The organism is Floridaenema fluviatile BLCC-F154 (assembly GCF_041929135.1).
GTDB classification, from domain to species: Bacteria; Cyanobacteriota; Cyanobacteriia; order Cyanobacteriales; family Aerosakkonemataceae; genus Floridanema; species Floridanema fluviatile.
This window is the reverse complement of sequence record NZ_JBHFNS010000032.1, coordinates 1-23536: the sequence shown is the minus strand read 5'-3', so window position 1 is coordinate 23536 and position 23536 is coordinate 1. Positions and strand designations below refer to the sequence as shown.

The window sequence follows — 23536 nt, the reverse complement described above, 5'->3', positions numbered from 1 at the left end:
GCAGAGGGGTAGAGGGGCAGAGGGGCAGAGGAGAGAATATATAAAAAGTTAGAAAGTTAGAGAGTTTTTATTGTTTTTTAAATAAGTTGGGAAGAGTCAAGAACAATCAATAGTTGTAATTTTGTCTGTTCAACTACCAACTAGCAACTACCAGCTACTAGCTATTGACCAAAATTAGATTCTAAAAACGTTATAACGGTATTATCTGGATGTCTCCAATTGGAGACATTTTGCCTTGGTAGAAAAACTGGCATCAGCCACATAACCAATACCACAACTACTATTAAATCATCATCTCAGGATGAACACTAAACTTTTAACTTTAGCGGCATCAAGCATCATAGCTGCCAGAACTACATTAGGGATTTTTGGCATTAGTTCGTTAGCGGTTACTACTCCGCTGATGCTGAATGCAACTCCCGCAACAGCACAAGCTACTGACGAACAAACTAACGTCCGTGTATATCAAAAAGCTAGTCCGGCTGTAGTGTCTATTTCGGTTCCCAACGGATCTGGCAGTGGTAGCATTATCAGTCGCGATGGCTTAGTTTTAACTAATGCTCACGTTATCCAAAATGCTCCGCGGACTTTAACCGTAACTCTGGCTGATGGTAGACGTTTGCCAGCGGATGTGGTAGCTTTTGGCGATCGCGGTTTAGATCTAGCCATCCTGAAAATTCGCGGTCAAAATAACTTACCTACTGTACCTTTAGCAGGTTCGGGAGCAGTACAAGTAGGACAACGTGCTTTCGCTATTGGTAATCCTTTTGGTCGCTTCCAAGGTACTTTTACTGTGGGAATCGTCAGCCGGATCGATCGCGAAAGAGGCTTAATTCAAACTGACGCAGCGATTAACCCGGGTAATTCCGGGGGCCCATTACTTAACAGTCAGGGAGAATTAATTGGGGTGAATACCGCTATTTTTACCAATAGTCGAGCCGGGGGGAATATTGGAATTGGATTTGCGATCGCGATCGATCGTATCCAACCCTTCTTAGCCTCCGTTCGCCAAGGAACAGCCCCTCGCGTCGCCCAAACAGTCCCTCGCACCAGCCGTACTACCACCCCCCCGCAAGCATTAACACTCAACGGTCAGGTAATTACCGACCGATTGGGCCCCGGAGATAACGTCTTACCTGTAGATAATAGTTTCTTTAAAGCCTACAGATTTCAGGGTCGGGCAGGTCAAAGAATCAGAATTGACATGGTAAGTCGCGAAATCAATCCCTTTTTAATCTTAGTTGCGCCTAATGGTCGGGCGATCGCCCAAGACCGCAACTCAGGCGGAAGTAGAAACGCCCGAATTGTCACTAACTTACCAATTTCCGGGACTTATCTGTTAATTGCTAACTCCTACCGAGCCGGAGAAGTCGGATCTTTCGATCTCAGAGCCATGACATCGGGTACTGGTTTAAGAAATTCCACTACCCAAAGACGAACCCGATCTGCGGTTCAATTACAAGGCACTCTTGGCCCAGGTGCGCCTGTACTTCCTTCTGATGGCAGTTGGTACAGATCCTACACTTTTGATGGTGTTGCTGGTCAAAACGTCAGAATTATTTTAGAAAGTTCTGATTTTGACAGTTATTTGGCACTTCTAGGGCCAGATGGTCGCAAGGTTGCCGAAAATAATAACGTAGGCAGAAATAACCCGAATTCTGCCCTCAATCTGACTTTACCCCGTTCTGGCACTTATCGAGTCATTGTCAACGCCAGCGAACGAGGCGCTGGCGGTAATTATCGTTTGATCATTCGTTAAACGGGAGGTGGGGAGGTGGGGGGAGAGTTTACCTTTTACCCTTTACCCTTCCTTTCCTTCTGCCTTTCTTTCTTGGACAGATTCAATGAGCGATCGCACTTGATCGGTACCTTGAGAAGGTTCAAAATCGAAGGGGAGTTTTCTCCGTAATAATGTTCTTAATCCTACAGGCCCTAATTCTAGTAATCCTTTTATATCCCGAAAATAATTACCTAAAACTAGTACGGCGAACTTACGTTCATCTACCCAACCACCTTTTTTAACTAAGTCTACTAATACTTTCCGGTGTCGGATCGAACGACTGGCTCGAGCATCGTTTCTTGCCAGAATCTCGCCTTTAATTTTACCGATCTGATCCATTGGCGCGACATCCATTGGACATACACTGTTGCAATAAAAACAACGAGTACATCCCCAGACACCTTTAGTACCTTGATTATAATTTTCTAACCTGGTTTCAATTTCAGTGTCGCGAGAATCTGCTAATATTCGATAAGCTTTTGCTAGGGCATGAGGGCCGACAAAATCTGGGTTAACTTCACGGGCATTACATTCAGAATAACAAGCGCCACAAAGAATACAATTACCCGTCTGATCTAGTTGACTTCTTTCCGCAGGAGATTGGAGAAATTCTCTTTCTGGGATGTTTCGGGCGTTGGTACTTACATAAGGATCGACTGCTTCTAAATTATTCCAGAAACTTGCCATATCCACTACTAAGTCTCTAATTACTGGCATATTACCCATTGGTGCGATCGTAATTTCTGGAATCGCTTTGCTAGCTGATTCATCTATTTCCGAACTAGCAACCATTGTCATCAAATCTTGAAGCCTTGCTACCTCATTTCCCACATTTTCTTTACAAGCTAAAGCCGATCGACCATTAATCCGCATCGCACAACTGCCACAAATGGTATTGCGGCAGTTTTTCCGAAATGCTAAACTCCCATCTTGCTCCCATTTAATCTGATTCAGACAGTCGAGAATTGTATTCCCTGGCTCCACTTCTAGAGTATAAGTCTGATACCATGTCCGATTATTTTCGTCCTGTCTGGCAATCTTAAAACTGACTTCCATGATCTTGAACCATTTCTTCACTATTTAAAGTAGTAGTGGCAACAGACCAAATTTTTCGCTGGTAGACCTGAGCAAAAATTTTCTCCTCTCTGGTACTCTCTTAAACTACTACTCCTTCTAGTGTAAGGCTGCAATATCTCAACCTTAGCCAAAAGCCAGACTTTTTACCAAATTGCCAGAGAACACATCACTTATATTTATCTGCACTACTCGATACAAAAAATTATCGTTCTCTTTTGGGTAAAACTCCTCAAAGATAGATTTTCTCCCTGTAATGTCCCATACATCTTACCAGAAAAGCCCCCAGACAAGTAAAGACATTGTGTTAGATATCTTTGCTAAGTGTAACATTTTAACTTTTGCCAGACTTAACGATGTAATTATGTAGCACTATGTATCTGTTTGGATAAAATCCAGCTAAACATCCTTGATGATTACCACTTACGAGGGTGTCGGAGTCAGCGGAAATTCCAAAATCTAAATTAAGCTTTTTACTCAAGTTAGGGATTGAGAAAAATAGTTGTCAAAAATATGAGATTTAACGATATATTCTTTATAAGGCCAACTTAGGTCTTGACTCTATTAACTAAGTTAAAGATTGGATATTTCACCAAAGCTATGAACGATACACCAACTACCCCGTTAACAGGAAAGGCACTGCTCCAAAAAGTAAAAGAACTTTCCAACCTTCCTCGTCGGGAAACCGCAAAGCGTTGTGGCTACTACACGACCACTAAAAATAACCAGACTCGTGTAAATCTGACCGATTTTTATGATGCTGTATTAGCAGCAAGAGGCATTCCTTTAAGTCCTGAAGGGCCGAAAGATGGTCGGGGACGCGAACCTACATATCGGGTAAGCGTACATAAAAATGGACAAATTGTTATTGGTGCAACTTACACTGAGGCAATGGGTTTAAAGTCTGGTGATGAATTTGAAATCAAACTAGGCTATAAGCATATTCACCTGATTCAGGTTGATGCCGATAAAGCATCATCAAATGGTAAGGCAGAATTTGATGAAGAGGAAGAGGATTCCGAAGAGGAAGAATAAACTCTTAGGTCAGTTGTCAAGTGTCAAAACTCGTTTGTTGACCTTTGATTTTGCTCAGGCTGACTTTTGGCTGCTGACTAATCTCTCTGCTGCAAGTAGCTATTAAACATAGCTAGGCTAAATGCTGGTGTTTTATACTGAGGCGACCGCACCTGTTAAGATAATTGCTTTTTTCTTAGCTTGGTTGGCGTGCTGGTTGCCAATAGCTATTCCCATAGCTTACGCCCTCAAATGGTACCCTCCTAAGCCCTTGGGGGCAGCACAAAAAATTCCACTTTTGGCATCCCTTTACCTGATTGCTCCACTGTTACTCTGGGGAATTGCCAGGGTAGAGGGTCTGTCTTTTTTGGATTATGGAATCTCTGGAGATCTGACTTTTTTGATCTCTCTAGGGATAGGATTAGCTATTGGCGTAATTAGCATCATCGTTGTGTTTGCGATCGAGTCCATTTTCGGCTGGATAAATTGGCATTGGCAACCCGATCGAAAGCTCTGGAAAACTCTACTGATAACCCTGCTTTTAGGACTATGGGTAAGCAGCACAGAAGAGTTAATTTTTCGTGGCTTTCTGCTCAATGAATTGCAGTCAAGTTATTCTTTATGGTTAGGGGCTGTGGTTTCTAGCCTAATTTTTGCCTTGCTACACTTAGTTTGGGAAATTGAAGAAACTTTACCCCAACTCCCAGGTCTTTTTTTGCTGGGTTTAGTGTTAGTTCTGGCTCGTTGGGTAAACAATGGTAATTTGAGTTTAGCGATCGGATTACACGCAGGTTGGATTTGGACATTAAGTACGATCGATACTGCACAATTAATTAGTTATACAGGAAAAGGTTCAGCTTGGTTTACCGGAAAGAACGGCAAACCTTTAGCTGGTGCAGCGGGAATGTTTTGTCTGCTAATTACTGCGGTGATCCTGTTCTATTTCGGGAGAGAATTTTTTCCCCTACTCTAATTGATTTCTAGCAAAAGCGTTTTTAGTGGATCGTTGCCGAAAAATGAATGGAGAAAGGAGAAAGGATTTTTCCAAATTTACCCTTTCCCCTTTCTCCATTGCCGCGACTTCTGCAAAAATTCTCATCTCTAGCGTTGATTTCGCTTTTTAATGCGGAAGATCGTTACTGGATTGAGGGGAGAAAATCGGGTGAGAGATCCAACTGCTACCGATCGCAACAACTGCGCTTGTAACAAATTATATTCCCAGCCTTTTGACTCTACCCACTGTGTCGCCAAAGTCAAATGTTCCAGAGTAGCTAAAGCTAAAACCAGAACTCCTTGGGGATGTAACTGAGCCCCAGCAAAGCTTAAAATCTCCTTTAAATTTCCCCCGCTACCCCCGATAAAAATCCGGTCTGGGGAGGGAAGATGATGCAAAATTTCTGGTGCCGTACCATGAATAGAGACAACATTACTAACGCCAAACCGCTGACAATTCTGCTCAATTAAAGAAACTCCGGCAGCAGTTTTCTCAATGGCATAAACTGTAGAAGCTGGGAATAAACGGGCAATTTCGATCGCCACTGAACCAGTACCTGCGCCAACATCCCAAATAATTTGTCCTGGTTTTAATCCTAATTCGCCCAAAAGTAACAAGCGAATTTCCCGTTTTGTGATTAAACCGGGTCGATCGCTGTAACTTAAAAAACTAGAGTCCGGTAAACCTAACAGCGGTAGATTAGCAAAACTCGTCTCATCTCCAGAGGAATCGATCTGGCGCAACAAAACTACCACATTTAAAGGGGCAAACTTTTGGTCTGGAATCGCAGTTACAGGCCAGGAACTAACTCGCTCATCTCTACCGCCCAAATTTTCGCAAATCCAGAACTGGTAAGAGTCAGCTAAATCGAGACATTGTAATAAACGAGCGATCGCCGCTGGATTATGATTATCATCAGTTAAGATGGCGATTTTCTCTGCCCCTTGCTGCAAAGTTTGGGTTAACCGATCCCAACAACGCCCGTGAACGCTGATCACTCTGGCATCTTGCCAAGGAATCTTAATTCGGTTAAAAGCTAATTGAATGGCACTTAAATGGGGATGAAAAGTTAGCTTTTCTTTAGGTAGTTCTGCCAACAGTAACCGCCCTAAGCCAAAAAATAACGGGTCGCCTGTGACTAAGACTACAATTACCTTATCTGTTTCGAGACGATCGCGAATCTCGCCCATCGTCGCCTTTAAATCTTTGAGGAGAATGCGATCGCCACAGTAGTCAGGAAAGTAATTTAAGTGGCGATCGCTTCCCACTAAAACATTTGCCTGGGCAATAATTTGCCTGACTTCTTCTCTTAACCCAGATGCCCCATCTAAACCAATACCTATAACGTGAACTGTCATTTATGAGATTTTAGATTTTGGATTTTCGATTTTCCTGCTTTCTGCTTTAACTGATTTTAAATTCGGTTAAATCCTTGTTAATTATGCTTTTTTGAACCGCGTTCGCGTAGCACGTAAGACGCGAAGGAAACGAAGAAAGAAGTGCCTTCTGCCTTTATGCCTTTAAATCTCCCCTCTGCCCCTCTGCCCCCCTGCCCCTCTGCCCCTCTGCCCCTCTGCCTTCTTCATTCATTTGCCAAACAAACTAAAGCGTTAAGAATAGCAGCTGCTACTGAAGAACCGCCCTTTCGCCCCTCGATGCGGATTTGAGGTACATTTGTGGCTGCTAAGGTCATTTTTGACTCTACGACCGAAATAAAGCCTACAGGTGCGCCAATTACTAAAGCTGGTGAAATAGAAGCTTGGGGAATTTCTTGGCAGAGTGCTAGCAAGGCAGTGGGGGCGTTACCAAAGACAAAAATCCCTTGAGGAAATTCTTGCCAGCACTTTAATAAACCTGTTTCCGTGCGAGTTTTTCCCGGCAGCGGTTCTGTAATGCCTTCCACAGCACTAATTACTGGGTTAGCAAAAGTTTGTTCCACTAATCCCACGATACCCTGTTTAACCATCCCCACATCAGTCACAATGGGTACGCGACGACGAATAGCAGCGATACCAGCATTAATTGCCCCTGGACTAAAGTGAATTAAGTCTTTAAATTCAAAATCAGCCGTACTGTGAATTACTCGTCGGACGATCGCATATTCTTGCGGACTAAAATTATGAACGCCAATTTCTCGGTCAATTACCGCGAAACTCTGCGCCATAATTGGGTGGATGGTTAAACTCATTGAACTTATAGATTTTCAGATATTAGATTTTACAGGATTTCTGGTTCAAAATCGAAAATCTAAAATCGAAAATCTAAAATTCTAATATGGGCCAATCATCTTCGCGGTAGTAGCGTGTCATATCATCAAACTTCCGCAATTCGGCTCTTTTTACCCAAAATTCTTGGGGATTGTCCAACCATTGTAAGTTCAAGTTAGAAATAGTGTCGCTTAAGAGATCGCGATCCAAATCTGTGGGAATATCGCCAAAATAACCTAAAGTAACGTGAGCCGTCAAACCATATTGTTGCTCAATTCCCAATCCAATTAAGTCAGCATTTTGGTAGAGGGCGCGACGAAATTTGACAATCCGATCGTAACCTGATTCATCCTTGGCGACTAAAGAAACACCGATCGCTCTCGGCATAATCATTAATCCTAGCAATTGAAATTTAATTGGCTGACCACCGCTAACTAAAGGTTGGGTTTGCTCGAAAATTTGACCGATTCGAGAGCGTAATTGAACTTCAAATTCAGGATTTTCTGTAGCATCAAGGAAAGCACTAGCCCATATTAAATCTGCCAAGGTTACATGAAAGCTTGCCGGAGGTACAGGCACCATTAAACCGGGAAACTGTTGTAAAATTTGCTCTTGACAATCCTGCAAATTTGTATAACAACTATTGTTTGCTGCATCTTCTTCACTGGGAGGAGTAATTATTGTATATCCAGGAAAAGGAACAGGTTTTCTGCCTCCCTCAACCGCAGGCACAAACTTAGGTGATTCCTGAATGTGCTGCACTTGGGATTTATAAGTTTCCGGCAGCGTCATTCGAGCCAACCGATTCAGATAAGTTTGATAGTTATCGTCCAACCTTGATATCCTCGCCTTTTAACTTCATAGAGTTTAACTAACTTTCTGTTGTTTTAATGTTAAGTCCACCTAGAGAAATATTGATGCCAATTTTCCCAGATTGAGTCTTTGCGGATAACTGAACCACAAGTTTACTTAATTAGGTGTTCCTTATGCCAATTTACCTCTATTGGGGGGAGGATGATTTCACACTCCAAAAAGCTGTTGTTAATTTGCGTGAATCTGTACTCGATCCCCACTGGGCTAGTTTTAACTATGACAAAATTTCTGCCGATCAACCAGATGCCATACTTCAAGCTTTAAATCAAGCTATGACACCTCCGTTCGGTATGGGACAACGTTTCGTTTGGTTAGTTGATACCAATATCGGTCAACATTGCCCAGAACAGTTGTTAGCTGAACTAGAACGTACCCTCCCATTTTTGCCGGAAACTTCCGTACTTTTACTGACTAGTCGGAATAAACCTGACGAACGACTTAAAGGCACAAAGTTACTCAAAAAGTATGCTCAAATTCGTGAATTTGCTTTAATTCCGCCCTGGAAGACAGACCAAATTATACAGCGAGTTAAGCAAGCTGCACAAGAGGCAGAGGTAAAGTTAACTCAATCTGCGATGGAACTTTTAGGGCAATCTGTTGGTAATGATACTCGGTTATTAAATTCAGAATTGGCAAAATTGCAACTGTTTAGCTGGAATCAGCGACAACCCCTAGAGGTGGAAACTGTTGCTAAACTAGTAACAGCTAATACGCAAAATAGTTTACAGCTAGCGGGGGCAATTATTCAGGGAGATGCAGTCAAAGCCTTAGTATTAGTGACAGATTTAATTAATCGCAACGAACCAGCTTTAAGAATTGTCGCTACTTTAATTGGACAATTTCGCACTTGGTTGTGGGTGAAGTTGATGACACAGGAGGGAGAAAGGGATGAAAAAGCGATCGCCAAAGCCGCAGAAGTCGCCAATCCCAAACGAATTTACTTTCTGCAACAGGAAGTTCGCTCTTTAACTGTGGCACAACTTTCTGCTAGTTTACCCTTACTGCTAGACTTAGAAGTTAGTCTCAAGCAAGGAGCAGAACCTATAGCCACTCTGCAAACCAAGGCGATCGAACTTTGTCAGCTTTATCAGTAGTATTGCTGAGATTATTCGATCGTCTTTGGTCACATCAACTCTGCTGGTTAATCATCTACTTAAATGTGGAACTTCACACCCAAAAGTTGCTTCAAATTACATAGATACCATTTAGTGTGCTAGTTCTAAAAAACTATCCAATCATGACTAACGCTAACTTTCCTATTTCCTTATCTTCTCTTAACCAAGTAATACCTCAAGCTTTACTGGTAACTTTTCTTGCTTCAATGGGTGTACTCAGCGGACTAGCTCCAAATCTGTCTTTTCGTTCTCCTCATTTAATCTTGAGTTCTTCTGCCTTTGCTCAATCTATCAGCGATGATGAGGTGAGAAGATTTGCCCAAGCAGCATATACAATTGAAAAGAAACGTCAAGCTGTAGTTCAGGGAATTGTGAGGAGAAATCTTCGGATTCCTGACGATACTTGTGCTGCTGGAGGCAATATTCCCCCGGAATTAAAGGATTTCTGTGAGTTTTCCCGGCAGACGATCGAAGCTAATCAATTAACCGTTGGTCGCTTTCAGCAAATTAGGAGTGCCGTACAATCAGATCCAGCACTTAAACAAAAGGTAGATGCTGAATTACGCCGCTTACAATCAGGAATTTAGCCAATTTAAATTTGTTAAATTTCCTCATCATCCATCATTGACTTACGTTTGGCATGGATATTTTTCATGTGTTTTTTAACGGTATTAATCGTAATGTAGAGTTTTTCCGCAATTTCTTTATAGGAATAGTTGGCTCGATAAAGTAACCAAACTTCTGCCTCTCGCGGTGTTAAATCGTATTGATGAACGTCGCTGCTGACTATCTCTTTTAAGGATTGATGTCTATCTTCAATGGTGACTAATAAACATTCCTGTGACATTTGTTCTATCTTAAACCAGCGCACTCGCAACCGAAAATGAACGGCATTAGCTTGATTAATTTCTGATTCTAAAACAATTTTCTGACCGGGAAATAGGGTTTTACTTTCAATTAATGACTGACAAACCTGCCAAATCTCTTCAGGAATTGAGTCAGAGCCGTCAGCAGATAATTGTTGAAAAATCCTTTGAGCAGATTGATTGGCGTGTAATAACTCGCCTGCTTCGGTGATAATTACAATACCATCCATAAACCCTTCTAAAATTCCTTGAAAGAGTTTTTCTGGTTCAATTTTTTGCTTAACTCTTTGGGAAAAAATAGGCTGAGAGTGTTTGATGGAATTTGGTTTTATTACAGGACGATCTTGTAGTGCAATCATTTTTGGTAAGGTCATGAACATCGCTCTTATTAAATTTCTACATAACTCTGATATATTTTCCAGACGCGCCCTAATGATTTATACGTACTGATAATCTCTTTGTAAATGAGATATTTTTATTTAAAATCACCCTTACTCGTGAATGTACTTAGGTTATGACACTGGTAGGGTTGGCTAATAAAATTGCGCTGAGTGAGATAGGAGAGTCAATAATTTTAGCTAGAGTCAGTAACCAATGTTTTAATCGTCCATTGGAAATTGATTTTTCCCCATCAGGTGATAGTTACCGAACTAGCGATCGCAAGTCAGGTTAATCTGGCAAAATATTCCATAGCTCTAGAGAAATGCGGAATCATTATAATTACCTAATGATGCTGACTTTGACCCAACGTTTACCAGCAAATCCCAAGGCTGTAGTTAGCCACCATCTTTCCCTGACAGCTGAGGAACGCACGCGCAGCAACTATTATTTCAAGACGGAAGAAGGAGAAGCTTTGTTGCTGCGACTTTCGAGAGGGACTGTGTTGCGCGATCGAGATTTATTACAATCAGAAGACGGTATTCTAGTCAGAGTTATCGCCAAACCCGAACCTGTACTAACAGTAACCGCCAAAAATCCCCTAGAATTAATCCGAGCCGCCTATCATTTAGGAAATCGTCACGTAGCTCTAGAAATCACACCCAAATACCTGAGATTATCCGCAGACTCAGTTTTACAGGCAATGCTAGAGCACCTGGGATTAGAAGTAACCCCAGAAACAATGCCCTTTGAGCCAGAAATGGGAGCTTACGGACATCATTAGGAGCAGAGGGGCAGGGGAGAATAGAATAAAATCGCAAATCTAAAATCTAAAATTTCCCAGTACCCAGTACCCAGTACCCAGTACCCAGTACCCAGTACCCAGTACCCAGTACCCAGTACCCAGTACCCAGTACCCAGTACCCAGTACCCAGAATGAATAATTTAAATTTGTTGCGTTTATTACAAATTACCAACACAGCTTTACCAGTGGGGGCTTATAGTTATTCGGAAGGATTAGAAAGTTTGGTGGAAACTCATGTAATTCATGACCAAACAACATTAAAACATTGGTTAGAACAGGAATTGGGCTATGGTGCGATTAGAGTCGAAGCGGCAATCATGCTCAGAGGTTATAGAGCGACAGAAGTCGGGGATTTAGGAGCTTTAGAGTATTGGAATAATTGGGCAAAAGCTGCTAGGGAAACAGCAGAGTTACGGGAACAAAGCTGGCAGATGGGTCATGCTTTGCGGCGACTGGGAGAAAAGTTAGAACCAAAGCTTAGTGAAGAGTTTAACAGTTTGAGTCAGTTCTGTAGTTTTGCGATCGGCTTTGGCATCATCGCCGCCCACTGGGAAATCGAGCCATCAGCCGCCATTTTAGGATACTTACATAGTTGGGCGACTAATTTAATTAGTGCTAGCGTCAGACTCATCCCATTAGGACAAACTATCGGTCAACAGTTATTGTCCGCTTTACAAAGTGCGATCGTCAAAACCAGCAGCGAAATCCTCACCCTTAGCGATGACGACCTGAGCAGTTGTGGATGGGGATTAGCCCTAGCAAGTATGGCTCACGAAACTCAATATAGCCGATTATTTCGGAGTTGATAGTTGGAAAACTTTTGGGATTTTAGCCTAGAATTAGGGCAATAATGGCAGATAATGTTATTTAAGGCAAACTTTTGCCAATCCATACACTGTCCATTATGATTCGCTCAATACTCACACAAATCAGTAAAATTTAGAGGAAATCGTCGCCTGATAGTTCAAAAAAGGTATTGACAATTTGCTAAATTACCAGGATGGCAATATATTTGTTAACTTGTGTTGTATCCTCAAGCTGGACTCAGCTGCGGCACAGGTAGCACCAGACCTGAGCCCGTCTACTCAGAAAATCAGGCAAGATTTTCGCCAATTTTGCTGAGCCACCCCGAAAACACAGGGATAGTTGTGATGAATCGAACAGAGGTAATCAAAAATCAAGCTGATGCTACATTTTGCCCAGGTACAAAAGGAAGCAACTACAAGTGAAACCCAGTTGCGGTTATTAGCCCGCCAAGAATCTGATGAAAATACCTGGGCTTTAATTGAAGAAGCTGAGGTGATTTCCCCAGCGGCAATAGATGGATTGAGTAATGGCTTGCTAGTTTTGGTAGAACTTTCTTACAAGGAAGATTCTCCCACTCCCCAGGTTTTGAGTATTAAAGATGCTACAGATTGGGTGCTAAATCTGGTCAGAACTTACTTGGCAAGTGGGATCACTGTAGAGTTTTTACAGCAAGAAAGGGTAAGGGTAGAAGAAGGTTTACAAACTCTAACTCTGGAAAAATTGGAAATCAGTCGTCGTTTACTAGAAGTAGAAGCACGGCGAGAAGAAATACAGGAGTTAGAAGCCAAGCTTCAGCAACAAATGGAAGAAATACAACAACAAAAGGAAGACATACAGAAGTTAGAAGACAAGCTTCAGCAACAAATGAAAGACTTGGATAAAGGCGAAGAAGATGAAGGAAAAGAAGGATAAAGGTTAATTTCCCATTCCCCATTTCCTTGTCCCCTTTTATCTTGTTGTTCTTTCTGCTAGTTTTAGCGATCGTCCGCAGGCATAGCTGAAACCACCCCAGCCCTAAAGGGACGGGGGTTCAAAGTGCTGTGATGCCTCTATCTGGCTCTCCCAAAATGGTACAACATCCAGATTCTTAGCATCAGCAATCAGAACTTTTGTGGCGACTCGCTCTGACTCTGGAAAACTTCCAAAGGAAGAAGGAACTCGTCCTTCTACTCGCAAGTTAGTTTCTTTTTGAGTCGCCTGTTTCCAAGCCGCCAACAGGATCGGTTCCGAACCTAACCAAGCTAATTTAGCTTGATCTACTTGGAGCAGGTTATCATCAACAAACTTGGCTAAAAATGCTGAATATAAATCTCTTTGACTGAAAACTCCACAATCACATTGATGGATTCTATCAGAGAGACTTTTCTTTTTAATTCTGCCGCATTGATGACAAGTTTGTGATAGTTTAGTTGTCTGCGTCGAAAACTCAATCACACTAGCGCCAGCACTTTCAGCCTTGCGTTTTAGATGCGATACAAATTCTCCTGGTGCGCGTTTACCTACGGACTTTCCGAATAGTTTTTGAAAGGCTTTGTAGTCAAGTTTTTCTAATTTAATAACACTACCCAGACTGAGAATTTCATTAACTAGTTTCCCATGCAGCGACTTTCTATGAGCCGCTAATTCTCGCTCTAAATTAGCTTTAGATGTTTGGGTCTGAAGATAAGTTTTGGAATTATTCCATTGCTGACATCCCTTTTTAACAGTTCCTTTTTTTTGTCGTCCTTTTTGGTTAACAAAATCTGGATTATAGTTTTGTGGATTATTCGCCCTTCTAGACCGTTCCATCTTTCTTTGTAGTTGGCGAATCTCTTTTTCGGCAAACTGTAACTCCGGTGCGAACCGAGTTAATCTGGCTGAATCATCCCCGACAATGGCAATAGTAGATGGCCCAATATCTAGACCAACAGTTCCAGAACCAAGTTGGTTTTTAGGTTTCCGAAATGGCTTACCTTCACAAACTAATTGAGCGTAATAGAAAACCTTGCCATTTAACCGACGACGCAATAATCTAACGTATTTGATTGGACTATTTAATCCATGAGTGATTACTGGGTCATAAGTTGTGAGGTATGGTTTTAGTTTAAGCTCGCCCCAAATCAGGGTTTCTTTTACCCATCTAATCCCGCTTTTATTTGTTTTACCTTCTAAGGATTTGAGTTGATTCTTCCCTTTAAATCTCACCTTTTTCCCTTGGCCTAAAGCTACTTTTTGAGAAGCTTTGAAGGCGCGAGTTGCTAGTTTTTGAGCGGTGGTTGAATCAAGGTGTTCTCCTATCCAAGAATTGCGAACAATAGTCGCAAAGCTGTGCAAGTCATACTCGCTGTATTTGTGAGTTTGATTTGCAACTTTAAAGGCTTCAGTTCGAGCTTTACTGCCTTTCTTGAGCTTTTTGGCTGCCAGGTATTTCCGGGATTGTTTGACGAGTTTTAGACGACGCATCGCCTCGCCTAAACAAGCGTTATAAAGTTGTCTGCCAGTTTCAAATCTAGACGACAAAACCCCAACATCTTTGCTCGACACCACTAACGGTATCTCTACAATAAATGTGGGGGTTTTAGTCTTAATTGATTTACTGGACATCGACTTATTAATTAACACTTGAAACCATTATACATTAAAGTTAAAAACTAGATTTAACTTGGACTGCGGTTAAAACCGCCAGGTGCGTTTCATCCCCATATCTAAAGCTAGGGGCTCATCAGCACGTTTTTCGGTAAAGCTAATCTAGGTGGAGTATCATCCTGGCGATAAGTAACTTCTGGTTTTGGGAGAGCTTTTTCTTCGATGAGAAGTTCGCGAATTAAGCGAGCGAGTGTACGTTGGGTAAGTCCACCAATTACTTGTTGCCCCATTTGTTGAGTTTCCGGTTTGAGCAAGAATTTGGTAATAATGGAAATCATTTCCATTTGGTCAAAACCTGGAGTTTCTTGGAGAATTGCCCAAATCTGCTGAATATGTTCCAGGCTTTTGGGTGTTTCCTCTGTGGTAGGGGGAACTTGGTTTACTGTGAGTCCGAATGTTTGGCGGAAGGTGAAAGTCAGATTGTCCCAAGTTTTGCGCCCGAAGAGGTCTAAACTGTTGACTATTTCGTTGACTAGTTTTTTGCGAATGAAAGCGCCTCGTTCTGAGTAGAGAAAGTCAACGGTTTGATTGAGAGTCTGATTGAGGTCGAAGTCTGGAGAGTTACGGGCATTGCGGATCAGGTTTTCTAAACGATTCCAACGAAAGTCGCCTTCTTTAAACAATAAATCTTGTAAAGATGCTCTTAATTCTGGGGCTGAGTCAGTAAGTAGGCGTTTGGCGACGTAGGGATAAGCTTTGCTTAACACTTTGAAGTTGGGATCGATGTTAATGGCGATTCCTTCCAATGTTACTAGGGAGCGAATGATGAGTGCGTAGTAGGCTGGAACACGGAAGGGAAATTCATACATTAAGGCGGAGAGTTGGTCGGTGATGCTTTTGAAGTTCATTTCTGCGACGGTGGCAGAGAGGGCATCGTTGAAGACGGCGGCGAAGGCGGGGATGATGGGGGTGAGGTCGGTGTCGGGGGTTAAGAATTCGAGTTTGATGTAGTCTTGCCCTAAGCCTTCAAAGTCGCGGTTGACTAGGTGGACGACGGCTTCGATTAAGCCGTAGCGTTGTTGACGTTTGACTTCGCTCATCATGCCAAAGTCGAGGTAGACGAGTTTGCCTTCGGGACTGGCTAAGAGGTTGCCGGGATGGGGGTCGGCGTGGAAGAAGCCGTGTTCTAGGAGTTGGCGGAGGGAACATTGTACGCCGACTTCGATGAGGTGGGAAGCGTCGATGCCTTGTTTTTGCATGGCTTCCAGGTTGGTGAGTTTGGTTCCGACGATCCATTCCATTGTCAGGACGCGACGGCGGGTGTAGTCCCAGTAGATGCGGGGGATGTAGAGGTCTGGGATGTTGCCGTAGAGTTCTTCAAAGCGTTCGGCGTTTTTTCCTTCTTGGATGTAGTCCATTTCTTCAAAGATGCGGGTGCCGAATTCGTCGAGGATGGCTACGAGGTCACTCCGCAAGTATTTGAAGGTTTTTTTTGCATAAGCTGCTAGACCGCGCATGATGTAAAGGTCGAGGGCGATTTTTTGTTGGAGGTCGGGTCTTTGGACTTTGACGGCGACGGTTTCTCCGGTTTTGAGTTTGCCTTTGTAGACTTGTCCTAGTGAGGCGGCAGCTAGTGGTTGGGGGGAGAGTTCGGCGTAGATTTCTTGTGGGGGTGCGCCTAGTTCTTCTTCGATGAATCTGTAGGCTACTTCGTTGGGGAAGGGGGGTAGTTGGTCTTGGAGATGGGTGAGTTCTTCTAGGTATAGGGGGGGTACTAGGTCGGGGCGGCTGGAGAGGGCTTGTCCGATTTTGATGTAGGCGGGGCCTAAGTTGGTGAGGAGTTGTTTGAGTTGGATGGCGCGTTTTTGTTGGTTTTGGTTGATTTTTCCGAAGCGGCGATCCCACCAGAGGCTAAGGGCGAAGATCAGGGAGGGCCAGATGATGGTGAGACAGCGGCGCAAAATGAGGAAGGGGCGGCGGCGATATTGTTGGGCGATCGCTTCTGGATCGTAAACGATGGCTGGTTCAAGTTCTTCTGCTGCAACGGTTTGGGCGCTTTTTTGCGGCGCTGGTGAGATGGTTGCTGGTTCGGCGATCGCTATGGGTTTTTCCACTGGTGTTGTGTCCTTGATGGTGATTGTGGATCTGGTGAGATTGCCTTGAGAATTAAGGATGGGCGAAGCTGGGGATACCGTCTGAGAATTCATGAACTTTTTATAATATTTAGTCTTACGAAACTTATGTTAACTTATTGTAACAATTGCCCAAGGTAGGCTAAAGGATTTGCTAATCGCCTTGTGCCTTCTGCTATATATTCCAATATCAGAATTTCTGAGAAAAGTCGGCAAGCGTGGTTTTCCGTCGCTGATGGGTTGATTTCTTTACCAGACCTCAGAAAAACTCAGTTCCAGTTTTGATGGACTCAGATTACACTTGACGATGATAGCCGTTATGTGGCGTTCCGGGAAACTCTGAGTTGTAGGCTGAGTGCCTTATGTTGTTAGGATTGCGAATTGAAAATTTTGCTTTGATCGATCGTCTGGAACTGGCTTTTGGGGCTGGTTTAAATGTGTTGACTGGGGAAACTGGGGCGGGTAAGTCAATTATTCTGGATGCGATCGATGCGGCTTTGGGTGGTAAGGTGACGAGTCGATCGATTCGCACTGGGGCAAAAAGGGCTTTGGTGGAGGCGACTTTTCAGTTGACTTCTGGTGTGGCTGAATGGCTGAGTCAGGAGGAGATTGATTTGTTGGATGAGTTTTCTGTGGTTTGTAGTCGTGAGATGTCTACCAGTCAGGAGGGTATCTTACGCAGCAGTCGATCGCGGATTAATGGGGTATTAGTAAATAGACAGCAGATGGAACAGTTGCGATCGCGTTTGGTAGAAATTACTGCTCAAGGTCAAACTGTTCAAATTGGACAAACTGCGATTCAAAGGGAATATTTGGATAGTTTTGGTGGTGGGAATTTAATTGCAGCACGGCAAAAGGTGAATGCGGCTTTTCATGCTTGTTCGCAAGCACTTTCGGCTTTGGAAAATCGTCGCCAGTCGGAACAAATGCGGTTGCAAAAGTTAGATTTGTTGCAGTTTCAATTTTCTGAGTTGAGTGCGGCGAAGCTTGACGATCCTGATGAGTTGGAGTGTTTGGAACAAGAACGTAGTCGATTGTCTCATGTTGTGGATTTGCAAAAACAAAGTTACCAGGTTTATCAGGCTTTGTACCAAAATGATGCGGATGCCCAAGCTGCGGGGGATATTTTGGGTGAGTCTGAGGCTATTTTGAGTAATATGGTAGTTTTTGATTCTAGTTTACAACCAATTTTAGATTTGGTGAGTGCGGCTTTGGCTCAGGTGGCGGAAGCTGGGAGGCAAATTAATAATTATGGTGCGGCTTTGGAGGCCGATCCAGAAAGGTTGGAAACTGTGGAACAACGGATTAGGCAATTAAAGCAAATTTGCCGGAAGTATGGGCCTTCTTTGGCGGATGCGATCGCTTATCAACAGGAGGTTGAGGCAGAATTAGAGGAACTTAAAGATGGCGGTCAGTCTTTAGAAAGTTTAGAAAAGATTTATCAGGAAAAAAAGGCAATTTTGGCGGAATGTTGTCAGATTTTGACGGAGTTCAGACAAGCTGCTGGGAGAAAATTAGAAGAGCTTTTAATTAAGCAGTTAAAGCCTTTAGCGATGGAAAAGGTGAAGTTTCAGGTGGAAATTATGCCGATTACTCCTACAGCTAATGGTGCAGATAAAGTTACGTTTTTGTTTAGTCCTAATCCGGGGGAACCTTTACATCCGTTAACGGAAACTGCTTCTGGAGGTGAGATGAGTCGTTTTCTTTTGGCTTTTAAAACTTGCTTTTCTTTAGGTTCTGTGGGAACGCTGGTATTTGATGAAATCGATGTGGGTGTTTCGGGAAGAGTGGCAGCGGCTATTGCCCAAAAACTCCATCAAATCTCACAATATCATCAGGTTTTATGCGTGACTCACCAACCTTTGGTGGCGGCGATGGCCGATCGACATTTCCGTGTCGATAAACAAGTTATTGATATTCCTGATGGAGAAAAAAATGGTCAGGCTTCCGAGATGCGGACTGTGGTGCGGGTGAGTTGTTTAGATAGCCATTCTACTCGGAGTCAAGAATTAGCTCAATTAGCTGGGGGTGATTCGGCTACGGAGTCGATCGCTTTTGCTGAATCTTTGATCGCTGAGGCGGATTTAAAGAGAAAAGACAAAAGTAGTCGTTACAACTTATAATTCAACCAGAAGAGAACTTAGTAAAAGTTAAACAAATCTTAACAATTTAACTAAATAATTCAAGGAGGTTGACCAGGTTTACCAATAAACTAAGTTTATTAAATCTCAGAGATTGAAAGTTCCCAAGAAAACAAAGCATTTGATTGTTTGAATTATGTCATATTCTAACTACAATCTACCATTTACAGAGTCAACTATTAACGTAATTGATGTCAAACCATACGTGGAAAAACAGGGTGTAAAGTCAATGCTTGAAGCTAGTAATGAGCAGGTTAAAGAACAGTTTGAAAAGCACACTCAGTGGTTTAAAAAAGAAATGTCTGAGCCAATATATACGATTGATTGTGTACCATACAAGGTAGAATCTTCCACACCTAAAAAAGAGAAAGACTCAAGGATTAATGGGATCGATGGTACTAATGGTACGAGTGTGGAAACTGAGGGAAAGCTTAATGAAGAAGTTGTAGATAAACAAAATGTATTTCAAGAGATTGAAAATCTTATTGATGAGGGTAAAGTTAATGATATTGAATATCCCCAAAATTTGAATGGTTATAGAAACTACGAAGATGAAATTAATAATTGCCAAACCATAGAGAAAGTAGAAAATCGAAATGGGCATCAAAATTTAGATTTAGCTGATTTTATAAATAGTTGTTGGGAGGAAGATGAGAATGGATATTATTTGGAAGAAAGTGCGATCGACTCGGAAAATCACATAGTTGAAATAGTCACGGGAAGTAATGGAGTAGAGATTAAGAGTGAGATTAATATTAAAGAAAATCAAGTAATTGATGTGACGGCTGAACAAATCAATGACCAAGTAATTGATATTGTTGGTAAGGAAGTCAATGACCAAATAATTGATGATGTTGTTAATGACCAAACAATTGATGTTATTAGTAGTGAAATCAATGCTCAAGTAATTAAACCAGTAATTAATGAAATAAGTGAGGAAGAAAATATTCAACCAATTCAACCAGAAGTTGAGTCAGGAAAATCTAATAACAATAATCGTAAACCAGGGGGTGCACTAACCACAACAAAAGGTTCATTTTCAGCATTTTTAGCTCCTTTAAATAAAGAATCTTTTAAGGAAGCAGTTAAAGAAGTTCACGACAAGCTTAGTACAGTAAATGATACCCTGACCATGCTAATTAATAGCGAGGGTATGGAGACTGTGCTGCAAGAAATGTTGAGTAGTATTGCCTTGAAAACGGGAGAGTTACTTGCAGCCGATCGCACGACAATATTTTTATTAGATGAAGAGAAGAATGAACTGTGGTCAATATTAGCTAAAAATGATGGAGTTGGCACTTTAGAAATTCGGATTCCAGCGGATAAAGGAATTGCCGGGGAAGTAGCTACTTTCAAGAAAGTAGTAAATATCCCATTCGACTTTTTTGACGATCCCCGTTCTGTAGAAGCACAAAAAACTTATAAGAAAACAGGCTATCGAACCTATACAATGTTAGCTTTACCTCTGTTAAGCGAACAGGGAGATTTAGTTGCAGTTGTCCAGTTACTTAACAAATTAAAATCTGCAAACGATCCGACAAAAAACCTAGAAGAACGTATCGATCATGCCGGATTTACTAAAGGAGATGAAATAGTTTTTGAGGAATTTGCCCCTTCGATTCGGTTGATTTTAGAAAGTTCGCGTTCTTTCTACGTAGCCACGCAAAAACAACGTGCGGCTGATGCTTTAATGAAAGCTAATCAAGCCCTAAGTCAAAGTAGCTTAGACTTAGAAGAAACCCTAAAACGGGTGATGGATGAAGCGAAAAAATTAATGAATGCCGATCGCAGTACCTTGTGGTTAATTGACCATGAAAGAGAACAATTATGGACAAAAATCCCGATCGGGGGAGAGTTAAAAGAACTGCGAATTCCCAGAACAGCAGGTTTTGCTGGAATGGTAGCAGAATCAGGCGAACCATTAATGATTCCTTTCGATCTTTATAACGATCCTCGTTCCGCAGTTTCGCAACAAACAGATCAAAAAACAGGTTATCGTACCTGTAGTATGTTGTGTATGCCTGTGTTTAACGCCGATCATGAATTGATTGGAGTTACACAATTAATTAACAAGAAAAAACCCGGAGAATGGCCCGAATATAATCCAGCTACTTGGCCTGATGCGCCAGAATGTTGGAAAGCGAGTTTTAATCGCACAGACCAAGAATTCATGCAAATTTTTAATATTCAAGCTGGTGTAGCATTGCAAAATGCCAAGTTGTTTGATGAAGTAAAACAACAACAACAAATGCAGCGAGATATTCTCCGCAGTTTGTCAAATGGGGTACTTTCTACGGATAAATCAGGTTGTATAATTGCCGCCAATGAAAGTGCTAAAAAGTTGCTAGGCTTGAATGAAACTGAAAGAGTTGAAGGAAAAAGTGCTTGGGATTTAGTGAAAATTTGCGGTAAGGAAGGACTAAAAATAGAAGAACTAAAAACAGAAGAGGACAATAAATTCTATTCTTGGTTCCAAGCAGCTTTAGAGGCAGTTGAAGAGAGAAAACGACAACAGTATTATCCAGACCAAGTTTTACAGTCAACTAATCAAGAAAAGCACAGTGTTAATCTGTCGATCAATACCATTTTAGACGTGAATGATGCTAGTAAGGTTCGCGGTGCTTTAGTGGTAATGGAAGATATTAGTCATGAGAAAAGATTGAAGAGTACGATGTATCGTTACATGACTCAAGAAGTGGCGGAACAGTTGCTAGCGAGAGGCGATGATTTCAAGATGGGAGGCGATCGCAAAGAAGTTTCCGTCCTCTTTTCAGATATTCGCAGTTACACCACTTTAACCGAAAGTATGCAAGCGGAAGAAGTGGTGCAAATGCTGAATGAATATTTCGAGTTAATGGTCGAAGCTGTTTTTCAACATAAAGGCACATTAGACAAATATATTGGCGACGCTATTATGGCAGTTTTCGGTGCTTTTGTACCGTTAGAAGATCATGCTTTAATGGCGACAAAAACCGCTTTGGAAATGCGTTACCGTTTAGCCAAATTTAATGAAAATCGCCGCAATAATAATTTACCAGAAATAAAAATTGGTATTGGTATAAATTCCGATGTAGTGATTAGCGGTAATATTGGTTCTTCACAACGGATGGAACTTACTTCGATCGGAGATGGTGTTAACTTAGGTTCCCGTTTAGAAAGTGCTAGTAAACAATATGGCTGCGATATTATTATCAGCGAATATACCTTTGCCAAATGTCAATCAGAAATCTACTGCCGAGAATTAGATTACATTCGTGTTAAAGGCAAAACTCAACCCGTCTCAATTTTTGAATTAGTCAGTCTGACAGAAGATATCTGTAAAATTCCTGACTGGAAAAAACAACAAATTGAAGTTTACCAGCAAGGTCGGAAATATTACTTGCAGAAGGAGTTTAGATTAGCACAAAATGAATTTAGCAAAATAGTTGAAGAACTGAACACCAGAAAAATGAAAGATAAAGCATCTGAGATGTATTTAGAACGTTGTCAATACTGGTTGACACACGCTGAAGAATTAGAAAACAAATGGGATGATGGTGTTTGGAGTTTAACAGAAAAATAAATTCTAGATTCCCGGCTTCTTCAAGAAGTCGGGAATCTAGACAACTAAATTGTCACTAACTGAGAGTCGTTTTCTGTTAATTGCCAATTAGCTGCATCACCAAGACTTTGCAGATAATCAATAGCTTTATCAATCACCTCTAAACCCTGTTCTAAACTGTCAATTACACTTAATTGTCCGCGCAACTCAGAAGCATTGGGAAACCCTTTAGCATACCAAGTCATGTGTTTTCTAGCTTGGCGAATTCCCCTTTTTCCTTTGTATTCCCAAAGTGCTTGTAAATGATCCTTAGCACATTCTAACCTTTCAATTGCTGTTGGAGGTTCCTTAACTTTTCCCGTTCTTAAAAAGTAGTCAACTTCGCCAACTAAGAAAGGATAACCTAAAGTTCCTCTAGAACACATTACCCCATCTGCGCCTGTTTCTTCTAAACAACGAACCGCAGCTTCCACAGAAAAAATATCACCATTTCCAATTACCGGAATTGACAAAACTTCCTTAACTTTGCGTATCCATTCCCATTTTGCAGGCCCATTATATCCTTGAGCGCGAGTCCTACCATGTACGGTAATCATTTGTGCCCCAGCATCTTCCATTCGCTTAGCAAATTCTAAAATAGTTATCTCTTTATCTGACCAACCAATGCGAGTTTTAACTGTTACTGGAACATTCACAGCTTTAACAACTTCTCGGACAATTGCTTCTGCTACTTCTGGTTGTCTTAATAAAGAAGAACCACCACCATTTTTGGTAATTTTATTAACCGGACAACCCATATTAATATCAACAGTATCCGCCCCTTCTTCCACCGCTTTAATAGCTGCTTCCGCTAAAAAATCCGGGCGACAATCAAATAATTGAATACTAATTGGTCGTTCGCCTGGGTCTACCTCCATAATTTGAGGTAGTTGTTTGACATAATGTAAACCTGTGGCGTTAACCATTTCGGTGTATAACATTGAATCTGGCGCGTAGCGACGTACTAAGCGCCGAAATACCAAATCAGTAACACCGGATAAAGGTGATTGTAGCACCCGACTTTTAACTTCAAAAGTGCCAATTTTTAAAGGAGTTGCGAGTCTTTCTTGGAGACTGGGAGATAAAGTCAACATATAAATTGCAAGGGAATCTAGCCTTTCTATTCTAGATTATTCTCAGGTACGTTGTTGGGGGGGCGCGCCCACATTAAAAACCCCCAAACGCAAAAAAAAAAAAATTTTTTT

General features: G+C 41.8%; 19 protein-coding genes. 11 read left to right on the top strand and 8 right to left on the bottom strand.

Features of this window, described 5'->3' with window-relative positions; translation table 11 throughout:
- Window positions 1-301: 301 nt before the first annotated feature.
- Window positions 302-1759 (top strand): S1C family serine protease, encoded by a 1458-nt coding sequence (locus ACE1B6_RS07445; protein WP_413256619.1) that lies wholly within the window; start codon window positions 302-304, stop codon window positions 1757-1759.
- Window positions 1760-1801: 42 nt separating this feature from the next.
- On the opposite strand, the gene ACE1B6_RS07440 is transcribed toward ACE1B6_RS07445, so the two are convergent.
- Window positions 1802-2836 carry a succinate dehydrogenase/fumarate reductase iron-sulfur subunit gene (locus ACE1B6_RS07440; protein WP_413256618.1) on the bottom strand — a complete coding sequence of 345 codons (1035 nt, stop codon included), beginning with the start codon at window positions 2834-2836 and terminating at the stop codon, window positions 1802-1804.
- Between the two features lie 618 nt (window positions 2837-3454).
- On the opposite strand from ACE1B6_RS07440, the gene ACE1B6_RS07435 reads away from it, so the two are divergent.
- Together ACE1B6_RS07435 and ACE1B6_RS07430 are read left to right on the top strand one after the other, a co-directional pair.
- Window positions 3455-3889: an AbrB family transcriptional regulator gene (locus tag ACE1B6_RS07435; RefSeq protein ID WP_413256617.1), complete on the top strand. Its 435-nt coding sequence runs from the start codon at window positions 3455-3457 to the stop codon at window positions 3887-3889.
- 121 nt (window positions 3890-4010) lie between these two features.
- Window positions 4011-4841, top strand: a complete 831-nt coding sequence (locus tag ACE1B6_RS07430) for a CPBP family intramembrane glutamic endopeptidase (RefSeq protein ID WP_413256616.1) — start codon at window positions 4011-4013, stop codon at window positions 4839-4841.
- A gap of 128 nt (window positions 4842-4969) precedes the next feature.
- On the opposite strand, the gene cbiE is transcribed toward ACE1B6_RS07430, so the two are convergent.
- The 3 genes from cbiE to ACE1B6_RS07415 form a co-directional block, all read right to left on the bottom strand.
- Entirely contained in the window at window positions 4970-6220 is a 1251-nt protein-coding gene (cbiE, locus tag ACE1B6_RS07425) for a precorrin-6y C5,15-methyltransferase (decarboxylating) subunit CbiE (protein ID WP_413256615.1), read from the bottom strand.
- A 224-nt stretch (window positions 6221-6444) separates the two neighbouring features.
- Window positions 6445-7050, bottom strand: coding sequence for a cobalt-precorrin-8X methylmutase (locus ACE1B6_RS07420; RefSeq protein ID WP_413256614.1), 606 nt, complete (start codon window positions 7048-7050; stop codon window positions 6445-6447).
- Window positions 7051-7123: 73 nt separating this feature from the next.
- Window positions 7124-7903 (bottom strand): DUF1868 domain-containing protein, encoded by a 780-nt coding sequence (locus ACE1B6_RS07415; RefSeq protein WP_413256613.1) that lies wholly within the window; start codon window positions 7901-7903, stop codon window positions 7124-7126.
- Between the two features lie 152 nt (window positions 7904-8055).
- On the opposite strand from ACE1B6_RS07415, the gene holA reads away from it, so the two are divergent.
- Both holA and ACE1B6_RS07405 read left to right on the top strand, forming a co-directional pair.
- Window positions 8056-9036, top strand: coding sequence for a DNA polymerase III subunit delta (gene holA, locus ACE1B6_RS07410; RefSeq protein WP_413256612.1), 981 nt, complete (start codon window positions 8056-8058; stop codon window positions 9034-9036).
- A gap of 143 nt (window positions 9037-9179) precedes the next feature.
- The gene (locus ACE1B6_RS07405) at window positions 9180-9644 is read left to right on the top strand and encodes a DUF4168 domain-containing protein (protein ID WP_413256611.1); all 465 of its coding nucleotides are present in this window, start codon (window positions 9180-9182) and stop codon (window positions 9642-9644) included.
- 14 nt (window positions 9645-9658) lie between these two features.
- Here ACE1B6_RS07405 and ACE1B6_RS07400 read toward each other — a convergent pair whose 3' ends face one another.
- A complete protein-coding gene (locus tag ACE1B6_RS07400) occupies window positions 9659-10297 on the bottom strand; it encodes a helix-turn-helix transcriptional regulator (protein WP_413256610.1) in 639 nt (212 codons plus the stop codon).
- A 140-nt stretch (window positions 10298-10437) separates the two neighbouring features.
- Here ACE1B6_RS07400 and ACE1B6_RS07395 point away from each other — a divergent pair, with 140 nt between their 5' ends.
- The 4 genes from ACE1B6_RS07395 (at window position 10438) to ACE1B6_RS07380 (ending at window position 12825) form a co-directional block, all read left to right on the top strand.
- A complete protein-coding gene (locus ACE1B6_RS07395; protein WP_413256609.1) occupies window positions 10438-10596 on the top strand; it encodes a hypothetical protein in 159 nt (52 codons plus the stop codon).
- 57 nt (window positions 10597-10653) lie between these two features.
- Window positions 10654-11085 carry an urease accessory protein UreE gene (ureE, locus tag ACE1B6_RS07390; RefSeq protein ID WP_413256621.1) on the top strand — a complete coding sequence of 144 codons (432 nt, stop codon included), beginning with the start codon at window positions 10654-10656 and terminating at the stop codon, window positions 11083-11085.
- A 152-nt stretch (window positions 11086-11237) separates the two neighbouring features.
- Window positions 11238-11912, top strand: a complete 675-nt coding sequence (locus tag ACE1B6_RS07385; protein ID WP_413256608.1) for an urease accessory protein UreF — start codon at window positions 11238-11240, stop codon at window positions 11910-11912.
- A 379-nt stretch (window positions 11913-12291) separates the two neighbouring features.
- On the top strand, window positions 12292-12825 hold the full coding sequence (locus ACE1B6_RS07380) for a hypothetical protein (protein WP_413256607.1): 534 nt from the start codon (window positions 12292-12294) through the stop codon (window positions 12823-12825).
- 102 nt (window positions 12826-12927) lie between these two features.
- Here the strand turns inward: ACE1B6_RS07380 and ACE1B6_RS07375 are convergent, their stop codons facing one another.
- Together ACE1B6_RS07375 and ACE1B6_RS07370 are read right to left on the bottom strand one after the other, a co-directional pair.
- Window positions 12928-14496 carry a zinc ribbon domain-containing protein gene (locus tag ACE1B6_RS07375; protein ID WP_413256606.1) on the bottom strand — a complete coding sequence of 523 codons (1569 nt, stop codon included), beginning with the start codon at window positions 14494-14496 and terminating at the stop codon, window positions 12928-12930.
- 107 nt (window positions 14497-14603) lie between these two features.
- Window positions 14604-16685, bottom strand: a complete 2082-nt coding sequence (locus ACE1B6_RS07370) for an ABC1 kinase family protein (RefSeq protein ID WP_413256605.1) — start codon at window positions 16683-16685, stop codon at window positions 14604-14606.
- A gap of 287 nt (window positions 16686-16972) precedes the next feature.
- Here ACE1B6_RS07370 and recN point away from each other — a divergent pair, with 287 nt between their 5' ends.
- A complete protein-coding gene (gene recN, locus ACE1B6_RS07365; RefSeq protein WP_413256604.1) occupies window positions 16973-18733 on the top strand; it encodes a DNA repair protein RecN in 1761 nt (586 codons plus the stop codon).
- A 964-nt stretch (window positions 18734-19697) separates the two neighbouring features.
- Window positions 19698-22313 carry a GAF domain-containing protein gene (locus tag ACE1B6_RS07360; RefSeq protein ID WP_459562983.1) on the top strand — a complete coding sequence of 872 codons (2616 nt, stop codon included), beginning with the start codon at window positions 19698-19700 and terminating at the stop codon, window positions 22311-22313.
- 44 nt (window positions 22314-22357) lie between these two features.
- Here the strand turns inward: ACE1B6_RS07360 and dusB are convergent, their stop codons facing one another.
- Window positions 22358-23425, bottom strand: a complete 1068-nt coding sequence (gene dusB, locus ACE1B6_RS07355; RefSeq protein ID WP_413256603.1) for a tRNA dihydrouridine synthase DusB — start codon at window positions 23423-23425, stop codon at window positions 22358-22360.
- Window positions 23426-23536: the final 111 nt, after the last annotated feature.

Bases quoted from the DNA above. Each gene is read 5' to 3' on its own strand.
- ACE1B6_RS07445 (WP_413256619.1), top strand. From the start codon at position 302: ATGAACACTAAACTTTTAACTTTAGCGGCATCAAGCATCATAGCTGCC.
- ACE1B6_RS07440 (WP_413256618.1), bottom strand. From the start codon at position 2,836: ATGGAAGTCAGTTTTAAGATTGCCAGACAGGACGAAAATAATCGGACA.
- ACE1B6_RS07435 (WP_413256617.1), top strand. From the start codon at position 3,455: ATGAACGATACACCAACTACCCCGTTAACAGGAAAGGCACTGCTCCAA.
- ACE1B6_RS07430 (WP_413256616.1), top strand. From the start codon at position 4,011: ATGCTGGTGTTTTATACTGAGGCGACCGCACCTGTTAAGATAATTGCT.
- cbiE (WP_413256615.1), bottom strand. From the start codon at position 6,220: ATGACAGTTCACGTTATAGGTATTGGTTTAGATGGGGCATCTGGGTTA.
- ACE1B6_RS07420 (WP_413256614.1), bottom strand. From the start codon at position 7,050: ATGAGTTTAACCATCCACCCAATTATGGCGCAGAGTTTCGCGGTAATT.
- holA (WP_413256612.1), top strand. From the start codon at position 8,056: ATGCCAATTTACCTCTATTGGGGGGAGGATGATTTCACACTCCAAAAA.
- ACE1B6_RS07405 (WP_413256611.1), top strand. From the start codon at position 9,180: ATGACTAACGCTAACTTTCCTATTTCCTTATCTTCTCTTAACCAAGTA.
- ACE1B6_RS07400 (WP_413256610.1), bottom strand. From the start codon at position 10,297: ATGACCTTACCAAAAATGATTGCACTACAAGATCGTCCTGTAATAAAA.
- ACE1B6_RS07395 (WP_413256609.1), top strand. From the start codon at position 10,438: ATGACACTGGTAGGGTTGGCTAATAAAATTGCGCTGAGTGAGATAGGA.
- ureE (WP_413256621.1), top strand. From the start codon at position 10,654: ATGCTGACTTTGACCCAACGTTTACCAGCAAATCCCAAGGCTGTAGTT.
- ACE1B6_RS07385 (WP_413256608.1), top strand. From the start codon at position 11,238: ATGAATAATTTAAATTTGTTGCGTTTATTACAAATTACCAACACAGCT.
- ACE1B6_RS07380 (WP_413256607.1), top strand. From the start codon at position 12,292: ATGCTACATTTTGCCCAGGTACAAAAGGAAGCAACTACAAGTGAAACC.
- ACE1B6_RS07375 (WP_413256606.1), bottom strand. From the start codon at position 14,496: ATGTCCAGTAAATCAATTAAGACTAAAACCCCCACATTTATTGTAGAG.
- ACE1B6_RS07370 (WP_413256605.1), bottom strand. From the start codon at position 16,685: ATGAATTCTCAGACGGTATCCCCAGCTTCGCCCATCCTTAATTCTCAA.
- recN (WP_413256604.1), top strand. From the start codon at position 16,973: ATGTTGTTAGGATTGCGAATTGAAAATTTTGCTTTGATCGATCGTCTG.
- dusB (WP_413256603.1), bottom strand. From the start codon at position 23,425: ATGTTGACTTTATCTCCCAGTCTCCAAGAAAGACTCGCAACTCCTTTA.